General features: G+C 33.5%; 12 protein-coding genes and 1 pseudogene. 8 read left to right on the top strand and 5 right to left on the bottom strand.

Translation table 11 applies throughout. The features are described from left to right. The first annotated feature begins 265 nt into the window (after positions 1–265). Positions 266–2689 (top strand): immune inhibitor A, encoded by a 2424-nt coding sequence (locus LC076_RS02650; protein WP_264191381.1) that lies wholly within the window; start codon positions 266–268, stop codon positions 2687–2689. A gap of 331 nt (positions 2690–3020) precedes the next feature. Beyond that, positions 3021–5168, top strand: coding sequence for a DNA helicase RecQ (recQ, locus tag LC076_RS02645; protein ID WP_226665951.1), 2148 nt, complete (start codon positions 3021–3023; stop codon positions 5166–5168). A gap of 372 nt (positions 5169–5540) precedes the next feature. Here the strand turns inward: recQ and LC076_RS02640 are convergent, their stop codons facing one another. Continuing rightward, positions 5541–6587 carry an AbrB family transcriptional regulator gene (locus tag LC076_RS02640; protein ID WP_226665950.1) on the bottom strand — a complete coding sequence of 349 codons (1047 nt, stop codon included), beginning with the start codon at positions 6585–6587 and terminating at the stop codon, positions 5541–5543. 644 nt (positions 6588–7231) lie between these two features. Here LC076_RS02640 and LC076_RS02635 point away from each other — a divergent pair. Next, positions 7232–7894, top strand: a complete 663-nt coding sequence (locus LC076_RS02635; RefSeq protein WP_226665949.1) for a potassium channel family protein — start codon at positions 7232–7234, stop codon at positions 7892–7894. A 208-nt stretch (positions 7895–8102) separates the two neighbouring features. Here the strand turns inward: LC076_RS02635 and rnjA are convergent, their stop codons facing one another. Next, positions 8103–9770, bottom strand: coding sequence for a ribonuclease J1 (gene rnjA / locus LC076_RS02630; protein WP_226665948.1), 1668 nt, complete (start codon positions 9768–9770; stop codon positions 8103–8105). A gap of 5 nt (positions 9771–9775) precedes the next feature. Further along, positions 9776–9985, bottom strand: coding sequence for a DNA-dependent RNA polymerase subunit epsilon (locus LC076_RS02625; RefSeq protein ID WP_226665947.1), 210 nt, complete (start codon positions 9983–9985; stop codon positions 9776–9778). 743 nt (positions 9986–10728) lie between these two features. On the opposite strand from LC076_RS02625, the gene LC076_RS02620 reads away from it, so the two are divergent. Then, positions 10729–11634: a DMT family transporter gene (locus LC076_RS02620; protein WP_226665946.1), complete on the top strand. Its 906-nt coding sequence runs from the start codon at positions 10729–10731 to the stop codon at positions 11632–11634. A 22-nt stretch (positions 11635–11656) separates the two neighbouring features. Beyond that, on the top strand, positions 11657–12430 hold the full coding sequence (locus tag LC076_RS02615) for a Cof-type HAD-IIB family hydrolase (RefSeq protein ID WP_226665945.1): 774 nt from the start codon (positions 11657–11659) through the stop codon (positions 12428–12430). Positions 12431–12555: 125 nt separating this feature from the next. Here LC076_RS02615 and def read toward each other — a convergent pair whose 3' ends face one another. Both def and LC076_RS24460 read right to left on the bottom strand, forming a co-directional pair. Then, positions 12556–13110 carry a peptide deformylase gene (gene def / locus LC076_RS02610; RefSeq protein ID WP_226665944.1) on the bottom strand — a complete coding sequence of 185 codons (555 nt, stop codon included), beginning with the start codon at positions 13108–13110 and terminating at the stop codon, positions 12556–12558. Positions 13111–13488: 378 nt separating this feature from the next. Beyond that, positions 13489–13569 (bottom strand): annotated as a pseudogene (locus tag LC076_RS24460) (YjcZ family sporulation protein); the annotation flags it as partial. Between the two features lie 382 nt (positions 13570–13951). On the opposite strand from LC076_RS24460, the gene LC076_RS02600 reads away from it, so the two are divergent. The 3 genes from LC076_RS02600 to LC076_RS02590 all read left to right on the top strand — a co-directional run bounded on the left by LC076_RS02600 (position 13952) and on the right by LC076_RS02590 (position 17601). Then, complete coding sequence (locus LC076_RS02600; protein ID WP_226665941.1) at positions 13952–14617, top strand: YkyA family protein; 666 nt, start codon at positions 13952–13954, stop codon at positions 14615–14617. Between the two features lie 887 nt (positions 14618–15504). Beyond that, positions 15505–16620 (top strand): pyruvate dehydrogenase (acetyl-transferring) E1 component subunit alpha, encoded by a 1116-nt coding sequence (pdhA, locus tag LC076_RS02595; protein WP_226665939.1) that lies wholly within the window; start codon positions 15505–15507, stop codon positions 16618–16620. A gap of 3 nt (positions 16621–16623) precedes the next feature. Next, positions 16624–17601, top strand: a complete 978-nt coding sequence (locus tag LC076_RS02590; RefSeq protein WP_226665937.1) for an alpha-ketoacid dehydrogenase subunit beta — start codon at positions 16624–16626, stop codon at positions 17599–17601. Positions 17602–17874: the final 273 nt, after the last annotated feature.

The raw sequence follows: 17874 nt of genomic DNA, 5'->3' as shown, positions 1-17874 counted from the left end.
GATTTTAGAAAATATGTTAGAAATAGTGACAAAAACATTGATTTATCAAGGTTTTGTGAAAAAAGAGATAACCCGCATAAAGACCTATGTTAAAAGAATAGCATAGGTAAAAAGACTTGTTAAAATAATCAGAAAATAGAATTTTCGGACTATTTATTATATTTAAATAAGATTCTATAATAGTTTCATAGAGTAAATAGTTTCTTTTAAATAATATTTTAAAAGTTAACAATCTACTATATAAAAATCAAAAGGGGGAAAAGTTTTGAGAAAATTAAAAAGGGCAAGAGAAAGAAGAAATAAAAACGTAAAGAAATTCACCAAACTATCAACAACATCTATTTTAGTGGGTGGACTACTTTTAAGTACATATTTACCTTTTACTCAGTCAGCACAGGCAGCTTCAGTTGTATCAGAGTCTGCACCTATTGATTTCAACATCATCCCAGAAGATCGCCTTGCAGATGCATTAAAAGAACAAGGTATTATCTCAAAAAATGCTTCTGCTTCACAAGTGAAAAAAGCAGTGAAAGAGTATATTGATAAAAAACAAGGAACCAAGCCTGTCGGTGATAGTGAGGAAGCTTCAGATCATAAGCACTCAGATGAGCATGAAGAAAAACTTGATAAAAAGGCAAAAGACTTTTTAACAAAACAAAAGGACAAGCTAGCTAAGCAATTAAATAAAGGACACAAAAACTTTAAAAAGGGCAAACCAAACGGAGCAGTAAAGGTAAATTCTGCAAAACAAGCTCCATACAATGGTGATATTCGTACAGATAAAGTTCTTGTACTTCTAACAGAATTTGCTGATTTTAAACACAATAATGTTGAACAAGAAGCAGGTTATATGTACTCAGAGGACTTTAATAAAGAGCATTATGAAAAATTAATGTTTGGTGATGAAGAGTTTACATTATTTAATGGTGAAGAAGTAAAAACCTTTAAGCAATTTTATGAGGAGCAATCTGGTGGAAGTTACACTGTAGATGGAACGGTTTCAGAGTGGTTAACAGTGCCAGGTAATGCTAGAGACTATGGTGATGACGATCCAAGAGGTGGTCATGATAACTTGGATCCACAAGGACCTCGTGATCTTGTAAAAGATGCGCTAGACGCTGCTGCTGCATCAGGAATGGATTTAGCGGAGTATGATCAATTTGATTTGTACGATATAGATGGTGATGGTAACCAAAACGAGCCAGATGGTTTAGTTGATCATTTAATGATCATTCATGCTGGTACAGGGCAGGAAGCTGGTGGTGGCGCATTAGGTAATGATGCTGTTTGGTCACACCGTTGGACTTTAGATGGAGTGTATCCTGTTGCAGGTACTCATGCTGCTGTTGATTATTGGGGTGGAAGTGTTGCTGCTTTTGATTACACAATTCAGCCTGAAGATGGAGCTGTTGGAGTATTTGCCCATGAATTTGGACATGATTTAGGTTTACCTGACGAATATGATACTCAGTATACAGGACAAGGTGAGCCTGTTGCATCATGGTCAATTATGAGTGGAGGAAGCTGGAACGGAAATATCGCTGGAACAGCACCGACAAGCTTTTCACCACAAAATAAAGAGTTTTTCCAAAAAATGATGGGTGGAAATTGGGCAAACATTCTTGAAGTTAACTACGAAGATATCGATAAAAAAGGGATGGCTTCAGTGATTGATCAAAGTGTTACAAAATCCAAAAACCCAGGGATTATAAAAGTTAACTTACCGCAAAAGAATGTTGAAGGAATTTTACCAGCTTTTGGCGAAAAATATTATTACAGTACAAAAGGTGATGATCTTCATACAACATTAGAAACACCAGAATTTGATTTAACAGGTGTATCAAATGCTACATTTAACGCAAAGGCATATTATGAAGTTGAATTTGATTATGATTATGTATACGTAAATGCAGTTGTTGATGGGGAAGAGCCAGTTGAATTAGATGTAATTGGTGATGAGAATACACAAGGTGGCTATGAATCTACATTAGGAAAATGGAATGATTTATCATATGATTTAACTCAGTTTGCAGGTAAGAAAGTTAAACTAATGTTTGAATATGTAACAGATGGTGGACTAGCACCAGAAGGATTTGCTATTGATAATTTAAGTGTAACAGCTGATAATGAAGTCATTTTCTCTGATGATGCTGAAGGTAATGCAAGTGTAACACTTGATGGTTTTATCGTATCAAATGGCTATTCAAAAGCGGACAACCACTATTACTTGGAGTGGAGAAACTATGCTGGTTCAGATAAAGCACTTGCTTTTTCACGTGGAGCAGTTTATAACACAGGATTAGTTGTATGGTATGCGGACAATAGCTATACAGATAACTGGGTTGGTGTTCATCCAGGAGAAGGTTTCTTAGGTGTTGTAGATTCGCATCCTGAGGCAGTCTTTGGGACATTGAATGGTCAAAAAACTGTGAACCAAAGCACTCGTTATCAAATTGCTGATGCAGCTTTTTCATTAGATAAAACACCAGGATTCTATGTTGACTCTCCAGCTCGTGGGGCGTATGATTTCTTAAGCTACAAAGGGTCAACGAAATTTGATGATTCTAAAACATATATTAATAGTTCGATTCCAGATGCTGGACGAAACGTTCCAACACATGGTCTGAAATTTGAAGTAATCGGTGAAGCAAAAGACAATTCTGCAGGTGCAGTGTGGATTCATAAGTAATTTCAATGAAGCGGACACAAGGTAAGGTTAAACCTAACCTGTGTTCGTTTTTTTATTGTTGTTTGCTTTTTAAATTTTATTGTTGATTTCAGTTGCAGTCATTCTCTTCCTATGAAAATATAAGTGTATTTTTCATAGGAAAGAATAATGAAAAGAGCAGCCCCGTATGTTTTTTTAAGCGTAATTCTCCCTACCTTCCTATTTTCTATTAATGTGTTATCCCTCATTATGGAAAAATCTCCTGATAAAATCTAATTTCTATAAATATTCAATACTGTCATACATGTTATACTACTATTTAGATATTATTGAAGGAATTTAGGTGATAATCATGTTAAAGCAAGCAGAAAAAAAGCTTCAAGAATATTTCGGCTATACCTCATTTCGAAGAGGACAAGAAGAAATAATTAATAGTATTTTAAATGGAACTGATACGTTAGCAATCATGCCAACAGGTGGAGGGAAATCGATATGTTATCAAATCCCAGCATTATTATTAGAGGGAGTTACAGTTGTTATTTCACCATTGATCTCTCTAATGAAAGATCAGGTTGATGCATTAGCTAGTGTAGGTATTTCATCCACATATATTAATAGTAGTTTAACAAATAAAGAAGTAAGAGAACGAATGGCTAATGTGGAAGAAGGTCTGTATAAAATTATTTATATAGCACCTGAGCGATTAGAAACGCCCACTTTTCGGTCCCTACTATTCTCTTTACCGATATCAATGATTGCGATAGATGAAGCTCATTGTATTTCTCAGTGGGGACATGATTTTCGACCAAGTTATCGGTCAATTAAAATGATGATCGATGATTTACCGGTTAAACCAAGAGTTATTGCACTTACAGCAACCGCTACAAAAGAAGTGACAAGTGATATTTGTATGCTTTTAGGCATAACTGATGATCATACGTTTGTGACTGGTTTCGCACGGAATAATTTAACTTTTAATGTGGTTAAAGGTGAAAATAAACGTGATTTTATAAAAAGGTATATAAAAACGAATAAAGATCAAGCTGGAATTATCTATGCAGCGACAAGAAAAGAAGTGGATGAACTTTACCAGTTTTTAAACAAAAGTGGATTTAAAACAGGTAAGTACCATGCAGGATTAAATGAAGAAGAAAGGGCAAATCAACAGGAAAAGTTTTTATTTGATGAATTAGATATAATGGTTGCCACAAATGCTTTTGGTATGGGCATTAATAAATCGAACATTAGATTTGTTATTCATCATAACTTACCGAAAAATATTGAAGCATTTTATCAAGAAGCTGGAAGAGCAGGGAGAGATGGAGAAGCAAGTGATTGTACAATTTTATTTGCAGGACAGGATATTCAACTACAAAAATTTCTTATAGAGCAATCAACATTAAATGAAGATAAAAAGATCCATGAATATCAAAAACTTCAGCAAATGGTAGATTTATGCCACACTGAGAAATGCATCCAAACGTACATTGTTGAATATTTTGGAGAAGAAGGCTCTGTTCCAGTATGTGGTAAATGTATAAATTGTCGTGATACAAGATCGAAAATAGATGTAACAAATGAAGCGCTAATGGTGTTATCTTGTGTAAAGAGGATGAATGAAAAATTCGGAAAAACTCTTGTTGCTCAAGTGTTAAAAGGATCTAATAATAAGAGAATCTCTCAATTTAACTTTAAAAACCTTTCAACCTATGGGTTAATGAAAAATAAAACTGAAAAGCAGATTATTGAATTTATAGATTTTCTTGTTGCAGAAGGTTACCTTTCTTTAACAAATTCTCAATATCCTGTTTTAGAGCTTACTCAAAAAGCAGTACAAGTTTTAATTGAGAAACAGCAAGTATTTAAAAAGCAACAAATTGTTATTGAGGCTATTGAAGAGAATAATGAATTACTAGAAAAACTCAAGCTTATTCGTAGAGAATTAGCAGGAGAGCTAAAGATTCCACCATATATTATTTTCTCAGATAGTAGTTTAAAAGATATGAGTAGTAAATGTCCTACCAATGATCAAGAGTTTTTAACGGTTAAAGGTGTTGCTCAGACAAAGCTAGAGAGATACGGAGATCACTTTATTGGTGCTATATGCGAGTACTTAAATATAGAAAGAGATTATTCAAAAGAAATTCCAATGAGTGATATCAAAACCGTATCATCTGTTAATAATGATAAAACGCCAAGTCATGTAATTACATTTGAATTATATAATAAAGGACAGGAAATTGAAGATATCAGTAACAAAAGAGGATTATCGGAAATAACTGTTCAAAATCATATTATTCGATCTGTTGAAGAAGGACATTCGATCGATTGGAGTAAAATTTTCACAGAAAAGCAAGAAATTTTGATTAAGGAAAAAATAGAGGAATTAGATACAGAGCTTTTAAAACCTTTGAAAGAGGCTTTACCTAAAGAGATCAATTATTTTCAAATAAAAGCAGTGATTTGTAAACTGAAACAGGAACAATTGGTAGAGAATTAGTTCTTGAATATTTCTATAAGAAGCTGTTAAATTTGTGATTTTCGTTTGGTTTCATTCATTTTGTTTTTAGAGGGTAAGAATATCGATATATCCCAACAAGATTTTCGATAAAAAGTTTTTATTTTAGGAAGGTTTGAACTACTGAGTTCATTGGTCTCTCATTGACACGTCAGGAGTCTCAGACCTTCCATTTTAATTATTAGCGTTGTTAAACTTTGTTGTTGGTTGCCGTACAGGCTTTCTTTCTTCTCTAAGCAGGAGTCTCATATATTCATCTCCAATCAACAAACTGTTAAAAATCAACATTAACCTTTTAGAAGGAGTCTAAATGGTTTGTAGATTTACTTACGTGGGTTCCAATTTATCAGTTTATCATGAGGTACGTAAAACATGCTTTAATACTGATGGAACAATTCCTATTATAAATAATAAACGTATGAACTGTAATGAACTTACGACTGCAGGATTAGCACCAATTGTTGAGGCGGTTAAGACCATTTCTACTAGTCCGCCTGGTGCGAAAGACAACATAGCAGTTGCTAAGTCTAGCTTAGTAAACAAAGCAAAAAGGTAACCTCCTCCTAAACTAGCTACTATTAAAATTATTGTTGTGACTAAATAAAGTCCGCAGTAAATTCCTCCCTTTTTTAAATCAGCAAATGAGATCATTAAACCAAAACTTACTCCTATAGAAAGCTGTGCAAATATGAAAAAAAATTCGTGAAATTCAGGTAGAGAAATTCCAATAATATTTAACAATGCAATTGATAATAGTGGGCCAATAACATATGAAGCAGGCAATTTAGATTTTAATAGCCATCCAACAAATCCTGCTAAAATGAACCAAGTAAATGAAAAAAGATTAGAAGAATGATTACTTGTTTTAATCATTTCTGAAAAGTGACTAGGTTCAAATAATTGAATTATTGTGAACGGTACGATAAAAACCACAGCTAAAAGCCTAACTGTTTGAAAGATTGTGACGAGAGAAGCATTTGCGTTAAGTGATTCACTTGCAGCAACCATTTCTGTTAATCCTCCAGGAACTGATGCAAAAATACTCGTATTCCTATCGATGTTTACAAGCTTGCTAATGAAGATTCCATTAATAATACTAATTGTAATTAACAAGATGGTTGTAAATAAAAATGGAATGGCATAAGGACCGACAGTTAAAAAAGTTTCTTTAGTAAATGAAAGACCGAAAGAAATACCTAAAATAATGAATGAACCATTTTTTAAATAGCTTGGTTGGTAATAATGCCTATGCTTTTTGTTTGAAGAAAAAGATTTAAAAACAATTAGAAAGCACATTGGGCCGAGTATCCAGGCGAGTGGTGCCTGACATAAGTGAAAAAATAAGCCACCTACTATACCAATGAAGTATGGGGTTACTATATTAAAAGTATTATTTTTCATAAATAAGTCCTCCAATGAATCTATTCTGATATTTTAACATAAACTTTTAAGATAATTTTAATCCTTTGTGTGTAATACAGCATTTGTTATTTTTGTATAAGGCCGTTTTCGTTAACTTTGTTGCTTTTAGTCATATGAAGAAATACAGCACTTTATTAAGTCTTCAAGTTGCATCTTTTCTTCTTAGAATAGTCTTTATATATGATAAAAACATTGTTACTAACATGAAATTAGGTTAGTTAGCAACAATTCTTCAGGAATGTGTCTGTATAAAGAGTTATATCCATTTGAATAAACATTATGGCTTTATTGTGTATCTCATTTTCCGTCCATTCTAGATCTTTATCTAGCTACTATTTTCATTGCAAGACTACTGCTTTTAACACTTTCTCTATTTTTAATAAAGTGTTTATTTTTTTGATGCAGATTATGTCAAATGAAATAAATAGCTTATTTATTGTAATGCTGTAAAAAAACCAAAGGATATGGTAGGATTTTTATATCGAATAATTTTTATATAAAGTGGTATTCACAAATTTCCATCAATTCAGGCAAAACAATAAGTTATAAAGAAGGTCACTAGTGGACTTGAAAAGGTCAATTTTTTTATTGATACATGTATGCTAGTAAGTGGAGGAATAGATATGAAAAAAGAATATGCTGTAATTGGACTTGGACGCTTTGGTGGGAGTATTTGTAGAGCTCTTAGTGAAGAGGGAATGGAAGTAATGGCTATTGATACAGATGAAGACAAAGTCAATGAGTTTGCCAATGTAGCTTCACATGCTGTTGTAGGTGACACAACAGATGAAACAGTGTTAAAAAGCTTAGGTATTCGAAATTTTGATCATGTGATCGTTGCAATTGGTGATAATATTCAAGCGAGTATTCTAACTACATTAATGCTTAAAGAATTAGGCGTTAAACATATTACAGTTAAAGCGCAAAATGATTATCATGAAAAAGTACTTTCGAAAATAGGGGCAGATCGAATTGTTCATCCTGAACGGGATATGGGTAGAAGAATTGCTCATAATATTATCTCAAATAATGTTCTTGATTATTTAGAACTATCTGATGAGCATAGTATTGTTGAAATTGTCGCTAACGAGCGTCTTAATGGCAATTCAATAATTGATCTAGACATTAGGGCTCAATATGGAATAAATATTGTAGCTATGAAACGAGATAAAGATATTATCGTATCTCCACAAGCGAATGAGATTATTAAAAAAAATGATATCTTAATTGTCATTGGAGCTGATACCGATATCAATCGTTTCGAGAAAAGATTATTAGGTGATTAAGTAAGAAAAGAGGCTAACCGATTGTATTCGGTTAGCCTCTTTTCATTATTTCTTAGTGTTTTAGACTTACTCCAGCGGGCTAGCCCCTAAGTAGAAAGAAGAACAATAAGGTTTACTCAAGTTTTTCTTAAAGCACATCTATCTTTATTTAAATTGCTAGTTTTCCGATAAAAGTCTAGCGATCCTTATGTCGACAGTCATTGCTTTATTATACTTCCATTATGATCGGTAAAATCATAGGACGACGTTTTGTTTTTTCATATAAGAATGGTGCAAGAGTATCAGTGATCTCATTTTTAATTTCAGACCATTGACTTGTACGACGCTCCATAATCTTATTTAGATGTTTTGAAATAAGTGATTGAGCATCATTTATTAAATCGCCAGATTCTCTCATATAAACAAATCCTCTGGAGATAATATCAGGGCCTGCTGATATTTTAAAGTCCTTCATATTAATACTTACTACAACAATGACTAATCCTTCTTCAGAAAGAATACGACGATCACGTAATACAATATTACCGATATCACCAATGCCACTTCCGTCAATGTATACGGAACCTGAAGGGATTTTTCCTGCTACACCTACTTCTTTATCACCAATTGCTAAGACTTCTCCATTGTCCATGATAAAGCAATTCTCTTCCTCAACACCACAGTCAACTGCATGTCTTGCATGCATTTTTTGCATGCGATATTCACCATGAATTGGCATGAAGTATTTTGGCTTCATTAAGCGAAGCATCAGTTTTTGTTCTTCTTGTCCACCATGACCAGAAGTATGGATATCGCTTAATGAGCCATGAATAACCTCTGCACCTGCTCTGAAAAGCTGATTGATTGTTTTGCTAACACTTAATGTGTTGCCAGGAATTGGTGAAGAAGAGAATACAACATTGTCACCAGGAATAATTTGAATTTGTCTATGAGTGCCGTTTGCAATTCGAGATAATGCAGCCATTGGTTCACCTTGGCTTCCAGTACATAAGATTGTTACTTTATGTGCTGGCATACGATTAATTTCATGAGCATCTACAAATGTATCTTTAGGGCAATTTATATATCCTAGTTCTTGTCCAATATTAATTGCAGCTTCCATACTTCTGCCGAATACTGCAACTTTACGCCCGTGTGTGACAGCTGCTTCAACAACTTGTTGCAAGCGGTGTATATTTGATGCGAAAGTAGCAAATATAATTCGGCCATCAACTTTACGGAAGATTTCGTGAATAGTATCACCCACACGTCTTTCGGACATAGTAAAATTTGGAATTTCACTATTAGTACTATCAGATAACAAGCAAAGTACACCATCACGACCAATTTCAGCCATTTTTGTTAAGTTAGCAGGTTCACCAACTGGAGTAAAATCAAATTTAAAATCTCCAGTATGTACGATATTGCCTGGAGGTGTTTTCACAACAATTCCATATGAATCAGGAATACTATGTGTTGTTCTAAAGAATGTAACAGATGTTTTTCTAAATTTGATAATGTCATCTTCTTGGATTTCAATTAATTTTGTTTGTCGTAAAAGTCCGTGCTCTTCAAGTTTGTTTCTTAATAAACCAAGCGCAAGTTTACCACCATATACAGGTATGTTTATTTGTCGAAGTAAATATGGAATACCACCGATGTGATCTTCATGTCCGTGCGTAATAAATAAACCTTTAATTTTATCTTCATTTTTTACTAAATAAGAGTAGTCAGGAATAACATAATCAATTCCGAGTAACTCATCTTCTGGAAATTTAATTCCAGCATCAATTAGGATGATTTCATCCTGAAATTGTACTCCGTACGTGTTTTTACCAATTTCACCGAGTCCACCTAAGGCGAAGACAGCAACTTGGTCATTTTTAACAAATTTCATACCCATCAAATCTCCAATACTTTGTAATTTTCACTTTGCTTTTCATAATCTAAGTATGCTCCATCTACTGGTGTAACAAATTCAATATTATAAGGACGGTCTTTTAATTTAATCCGAACTTCACTTTCAGTTGATGCTTCAATATAAAGAGTGTTTGTTCTTTCGCGAACAGGTACCTCTGTTTTTTTCTCTTGAAAATAAACCTTGAAAATCATTTACCAAATCTCTCCTTAACTTCCGTATGTTGTACTAACTTTTTCTATTATATTCGATATTTACAAACAAGCCAAGTCTCTAGCGGAAAAGAGACAATTCTTCATAAAGAAAACAACTTACTTAGCCTAGTTTGAAGGTATATGAAAATAAATTAGCAATAAATTTTTTGTTATTCTTATATTAAGCGATAGTCTTCTTTTTTAACAGATGTTTCCATTGTTTTTCAAGTGATCTTCTTATTCTTTTTAACATACTCTATACCCCTTTATTTTTTAGTAAACTTTATAGAAGCCGTCCATTTTTAATTACTTTCAATTCTAGTATATGTTATTTACTTAAAAGTTTTACATAACGAGCGAAGGGAATTATTGGTTAATTATTGACAATTTAACCTTTTTAACTTAGCGTAAGTATGTTCTTTTTATTTAAGAGATTTTCTAATGATTTATTATTTAGGCTATGTTAAAGCTTATGGTTGATTTTTAGCACTTGGTTGATTGAAGTGAAAGGCATGAGACTCCTGCGGGAGAAGCGTGTCGAAGGGAGACCCCACAGGCGCTTGCGCCGAGGAGGCTTCCGGACCGCCCGCGGAAAGCGAATGCCTGTAACGGAAATCAACCACAAAGTTTAACAGAGCCATTATTTATTAAATAGGAAATGTTTTATGTTGAACATAGAGAATGAGGAGAAACGTCCGGAAATATAAACCAAAGCATTTTATATCATCAGGAGGAACATAGGGTTGAAAAAGTTATATAGTTCGTTAATGATCCTTAGTATTATTTGGGGAGCTTCATTTTTATTTATAAAATTATTAGTAGGAGACTTAGGGCCATGGGGTGTGGTTTTTTGGAGATGCTTTTTTGGAACCATTACCTTGTGTTTAGTTTTGTTTCTCTTTAAAAGAGAAGATCTGAAAACAGTACGAAAGAAGAGATTGCCTTGGATTTTTTTATTTTTAGTAGCAGTTTTCAATAATACTCTTCCATTTGGTTTAATCGCCATAAGTGAGTTGAAGATATCAAGTAGTTTTGCATCAGTAATCAATGCCACAACACCAATTTGGACAATCGTGATTGGTGCAACTTTTTTTAGAGTTCACCTGAGTTTCAAACAGTTAGTTGGTGTAATAACGGGGTTTATTGGGATTTTGTTATTATTGGATCTTGAGTTAAATAAGGTGTTAAAAGAAAATTTTGTTGGTGCTGGTACAATGGTATTAGCAACTTTTTGTTATGGATTAGGGGCTCAAATGGCTAGAAGATATTTGGCTGATGTTCCAATCATTATAGTTTCATTAATAACACTTTTCTTTTCTTCAGCTATTAGTTTTTTATTCATGTTGTTTAGCGAGTCAGGCGTAATAATGCCTGCATTTACACCTGAACTATTAATGTCACTTATTGGTCTTGGTGTATTCGGTTCTGGTATTGCTTACTTATTTTATTATTATATGGTGAAAGAGGGTAGTGCAGAGTTTGCTTCACTTGTTACATATATTGTTCCAATTACAGCTATGTTTTGGGGATATTTATTGCTTAGTGAGAAAATCTCGGCTAATATGATAATTGGTTTATTTGTCGTGTTTTTAGGTGTTTATTTAAGTACGTCCAGAACTAAAAAAAGAAGGCTGTTTATTCTAAAGTAGGTTAAAAAGAAGGAGCTGTACAATGAGTGATAAAGTGATTTTTTTTGATATTGATGGAACAATATTAGATCATAATAAAGAAATACCGTTGTCGACAAAATTAACGATTCAAAGCTTGAAAGAGCAAGGGCATCATGTTGCTATCGCAACAGGCCGGGCTCCTTTTATGTTTGAGGATTTACGAAGGGAATTAGATATTCGATCTTTTGTGAGCTTCAATGGACAATATGTGATATTCGAGAATGAAGTAATTTATCAAAACCCACTTAATAAAGAAACATTAGCCAATTTATTGCAGTTCGCAGATCAAGAAAATCACCCTCTTGTCTTTATGAGTGAAGAAAACATGAGGTCAACAACAGGCATACATCCTTTAATTGAGGAAAGTATGGGGAGTTTGAAATTTACTCACCCTGATCAAAATCGAGATTATTATCTTGAAAAAAATATCTATCAAACTTTATTGTTTTGCGTAAGCGGACAAGAGGAACGTTATAAGAAATATGAGGATTTAAAACTTATACGATGGCATGACGTTTCAACCGATATTTTACCTGTAAATGGTTCTAAAGCAGAAGGAATTAAACAATTAGTAAAACGTTTAAATATTGAGAAGGAAAATATTTATGCTTTTGGTGATGGACTTAATGATCTTGAAATGATTGAATTTGTCGGTACGGGTGTCGCAATGGGGAATGCAGTTGAGTCTTTAAAAGAAATAGCTGACTTTATTACAAAGCCGGTGGATCAAGATGGAATTCAATATGCTGTTGAGAAACTAGGGTTACTAAAATAAGAAGGGTCACCTTCTTATTTTAGTTTATTTCCTAGGATATTAGTATTAGATAGTGAAATTCAAGCTTGATTTCGATAAGTAATATGCTATTAAGCGTTAGCGGTAAAGGCGGCTTGTTTAATCATTTAACGATCAATTGCTATTGCGTTTTCAGGTTCTTGAAAAGGATTTGCTTCATCAATGTGATCATAAAACATTATTCCATTCAAATGATCAATTTCATGTTGAAAAACAATTGATAATAGACCTTTTAAACGGATGTCTAATTGTTCCCCTTCTAAATTAGTTGCTCTAACTCGGATACGAGCATAACGTGGAACAATTCCTGGAACAGCCCGATCAACCGATAAACATCCCTCACCAGAAGTTAGAAAGCTTTTTTCAACTGAATGACTGATTATTTTAGGATTGAAAAGAGCGTAACTATGCAAAATCCCCTTATCATCGAGAAGATGAATGGCAAGCATACGTTTTGCCACATTAATTTGAGGAGCAGCTAGACCTATGCCTGGTCGTAATTCATATTTTTCTGCTATTTCAGGGTCTTGACTGTTTTTGACATATGCGAGCATATTTCCTAACGTTTCTTTATCTTCTTTTGAAGCCGGTAACGTGACTTCCTCAGCGACCTTCCTCAAAGTTGGGTGACCTTCTCTAATAATATCTTCCATAGTAATCATGATGTAACACTCCTTCAATAAACATTAACTTAAAATAAAATTATAAAAAAATTAAGTAGTTTTTTATGGTTAATTATATTTATATTAATATTAAAATTATAAATGAAGAAATCATAAACGAAAAGTAAAGTGTTGCATACTAAGTGTAAAAATTAAATTTTTGTTATTTTTCTAACAAAAAGTATGGAAATAAAGAACTGAGGGGGAAGTACCACATAGAGGTATTTATATTACCTTTATTAAGGAGGAGCTATAGAATCTTTTATCTATTTAATGGAGTTAATCTCAAATTAAGAATGACTCCCAAAAACTATGTTTCCCTTTCTATTGTCAAGGGAATAGTTATGGGGAGTCATATACCATTTGTTGTCTGTGTAATTAGCAACCTAAATAAGCTGCACCAACGATAATAAGAAGGATAAATAAAACAACAATCAACGCAAAGCTATTACCATATCCTGATGTTGGAGCTACATATCCGTACCCGTAGTTTTCATATCCGCATCCACAATAGTTATGCATAGTTAACAACCTCCTAATGTTCATTACGCCTTTGTCTTGACGTATAATACACAATATGAATGTAGTTAAAATGTGTATAGACATCCGCCTATGAACGTAAAATTTGTTTTGTTTATGATTGGAATATATATAAGACAAGCTCATATGATTATTATAAGTGAAAGTTTTTTGAAGAAAATGTCTTAGTGAATGAAAATAAACTTGTTTTTGTCATATTATTTAAAAATCCCATTATTATGTAGAAATGATCATGTATGATTGTAAAAATAAAATGAACAGATTATAGTAGAAAATGTGTTTAAATATAGGGGGAACAATGATGAGGAAAATTTCTACCAGAATGAGTGTATTATTATCTATCACTGTATTACTACTTCTTTCGGCCTGTGTAGGTCCTTCAGCAGAAGAAAATATGTATAACAAACTAGAAAAAGTTGTAGAGTTAGAGGACAAATTTAAAGATCAACAGCAGCCACTAGTAGAAATAGAACAAAAAGAATCAAAACTTTATAATGAAATCATGAGTTTGGGCATGAAAGAATTTGATAAGATAGTTGCTTTATCTAAAGAAGCTTTAAGTCTCGTTGAGGAACGTGAGTCTAAGCTGAAAGCAGAATATGATAGTATCATGTCTTCAAAAGAAGAATTCGAAAGTGTGGGCGAAGAAATCGAAAAGATTGAAGATGTAGATCTTGAAAAAAAGGCAAAAGAGCTTAAGGAGACAATGATTGAACGATACAAATCTTATGAAAGTCTATATAAAAACTATGAAAGCTCTATTTCTTTAGATAAAGAATTATATTCGATGCTTCAGAATGAAGATTTAACAATGGAAGAATTGGAATCGCAAATCAATGATATTAATGATTCTTATAAAAAAGTAATTGAACAAAATGAAAAGTTTAATACATTAACAGAAGAATATAATAATCTAAAGCTAGAATTTTACGAGCAAGCAGAACTAAATATTGATAAAAGTGAATAGCACGTAACGAACGGACTTAGGGTAATTCTAAGTCTGTTTTTGTGTGCGATAAAGATTGTTGATTTCTGTTACAGGAAAGTCCAATTCTTCATAGTGACGGGTGAATCCAATCAGCAAAGTACTAAAAATCAACATTAAGCTTTAATATAGGTCTACTTAAAGATGTCATTAGTTTTTATGTCTAGCTACGGGTCCCCACTGACTTTCTATTATTCAATCAATGTAGGGAAAAATGTTAGATAGGTGATTTTGTGATTACTCGAGTTTTACTTGTCACCTGAATTTAATACGTTGTCAAGGTCAAAACTATAGATGCTCTCGTTAAATAAAGATGAGAATGTAGTTGAAGATAATAAAGTTCTTCAAAAAAATATTCTTTCAAATTTTAATGAACTGTACTATAAACACTACAACAGTTTGTTTCTTTGTAATAACACAGAAGATAAAATAGGTGAATATTCATATCGCAGAATATTAGTGTTTATTTAAAAAAACGTTATACAAACTGATTGACGAATTCAAAAATAGTAGTGTAAACTTAGTAATGAACTTAAGAAAGTTGTATTAGTTTATTATTAAACACAACTAGTACAGATTGAAGTGGTGTAGTTCTTAGAAACCATACATAGAGGGAGTTTTTACTACTCTCGTGAGTGGTATAAAAGTAAGTAGGTACGAATTCGAAAAAATTGTGTCATCCTTTATGTTTTAGGGTAACCTAAAGCTGTGAATATTGGAATTCTCTTACTAAATACTAAAAAAGTTCAATAAATGGATGTAAACAAGAACCTTGTCAAGAACGACCAAGCTAAAATGTGAGTTTAAGTAGGTTTTTTTTGCGAAATTTGTTGAACACACTCTTAAAAAGGAAAGGAAGAGGTTATAAGATGGCTGCAAAAACAAAAAACGCTGTTGTAGACAGTAAGAAACAGTTTGAAGCTATATCTAAGCAGTTCGAAACATTCCAGATTTTAAATGAAGAAGGTAAGGTCGTTAATGAAGCGGCAATGCCTGATCTTTCTGACGATCAATTAAAGGAACTAATGCGTCGTATGGTTTATACTCGTATTCTGGACCAACGTTCTATCTCATTAAATCGTCAAGGTCGCTTAGGTTTCTATGCTCCAACAGCTGGACAAGAGGCTTCACAAATTGCTTCTCAATATGCTTTAGAAAAAGAAGACTGGGTTTTACCTGGTTATCGTGATGTACCTCAAATTATTTGGCATGGTCTACCACTATATCAAGCATTTTTATTTTCTCGTGGACATTTCCACGGAAACCAAATGCCTGAAGGAGTAAACTGTTTGTCACCCCAAATTATTATCGGTGCACAATACATTCAAACTGCTGGTGTAGCTCTTGGTCTTAAGAAGAAGGGGAAACAAGCAGTTGCAATCACATATACAGGTGATGGAGGAGCTTCACAAGGGGATTTCTATGAAGGAATCAACTTTGCAGGTGCTTACAAAGCACCTGCGATCTTTGTTGTTCAAAATAATCGATATGCCATTTCAACTCCAGTTGAAAAGCAATCGGCTGCTCAAACAATTGCACAAAAAGCAGTTGCAGCAGGTATTGTTGGTATCCAAGTAGATGGTATGGATCCATTAGCTGTATATGCAGCGGTTCGTGATGCTCGTGATCGTGCAGTGAATGGTGATGGTCCAACTTTAATTGAAACATTAACATTCCGTTACGGTCCTCACACAATGGCTGGAGATGACCCAACACGTTACCGTACAAAAGAAACAGAAAACGAATGGGAAGCTAAAGATCCATTAGTTCGATTCCGTAAGTTCCTTGAAGGAAAGGGAATTTGGAATGAAGAAGAAGAAAATAAAGTAATCGAACAAGCAAAAGAAGATATTAAAGAAGCAATTCAAAAAGCTGACAAATATCCTAAACAAAAGGTAACGGACTTGATGGAAATCATGTACGAAGAAATGCCTTATAACTTAAAAGAGCAATATGAAATTTATAAAGCAAAGGAGTCGAAATAAGCCATGGCACAAATGACAATGATTCAAGCCATCACTGATGCTTTACGCACAGAGTTAAAAAACGATGAAAACGTCCTCTTATATGGAGAAGATGTTGGCGTAAATGGTGGCGTATTCCGTGCGACGGAAGGACTTCAAAAAGAGTTTGGTGAAGATCGTGTATTTGATACTCCCCTTGCAGAGTCTGGTATTGGTGGACTTACAGTAGGTTTTAGTTTAACAGGATTCCGTCCAGTAATGGAAATTCAATTTTTCGGTTTCGTATATGAGGTTATGGACTCATTAAACGGTCAATTAGCTCGTATGCGTTATCGTTCTGGAGGTCGTTGGACAGCACCTGTAACAATTCGCTCTCCATTTGGTGGATTTGTACATACACCAGAGTTGCATGCAGACAGCTTAGAAGGCCTTGTCGCACAACAACCTGGATTAAAAGTGGTTATTCCATCAACACCTTATGATGCAAAAGGTCTATTAATAGCAGCGATCCGTGATAATGATCCAGTTGTATTTTTAGAGCATATGAAGTTATACCGTTCATTCCGTCAGGAAGTTCCTGAAGAAGAGTATACTATTGAAATTGGTAAAGCAGATGTTAAGCGTGAAGGTACTGATCTTTCAATCATCACTTATGGTGCAATGGTACATGAATCTTTAAAAGCAGCCGATGAGTTAGAAAAAGATGGTGTGTCTGTTGAGGTAGTTGACTTACGTACAATCAGCCCTCTTGATATTGATACGATCATTGCTTCTGTTGAAAAGACAGGTCGAGCAATTGTTGTTCAAGAAGCACAAAAACAAGCTGGTATTGCAGCAAATGTTGTAGCTGAAATAACTGAAAGAGCAATTTTGAACTTAGAAGCACCAGTATTACGTGTTACAGCACCTGATACAGTGTATGCATTCACAGAAGCAGAAAATATTTGGCTACCAATATACAAGGATATTCTTGCTACAGCTAAAAAAGTAGTTAATTTCTAAGACATTTCATAATTTTAAAAAGGTTCTTTTCTATAGAAATGTTGTTTTTAAAAACTGTTTTGGTTGATTTAAAGGGACATTCTATAACTAAAAGGTGCTGCGGGACAAGAGTAAGAAACTCTAGGCTCGCAGACCCTCTTTCAAGAATTAAAGTAAGTATCATTACTTTCTTTTAAAATCTTGGAACATATATCAACCAACATTGTAAAAGCAACAAAGTATTTCGAAACCAGCCTAAAAAACTACATCATAGGTGAAAAACAAGTTTTGTGT

The sequence above is a fragment of the Metabacillus litoralis genome (assembly GCF_020524045.1).
In the GTDB taxonomy this organism is placed as follows: domain Bacteria; phylum Bacillota; class Bacilli; order Bacillales; family Bacillaceae; genus Metabacillus; species Metabacillus litoralis_C.
Note: the sequence above shows the minus strand (reverse complement) of the source record. Positions and strands in the feature narration are given on the sequence as shown.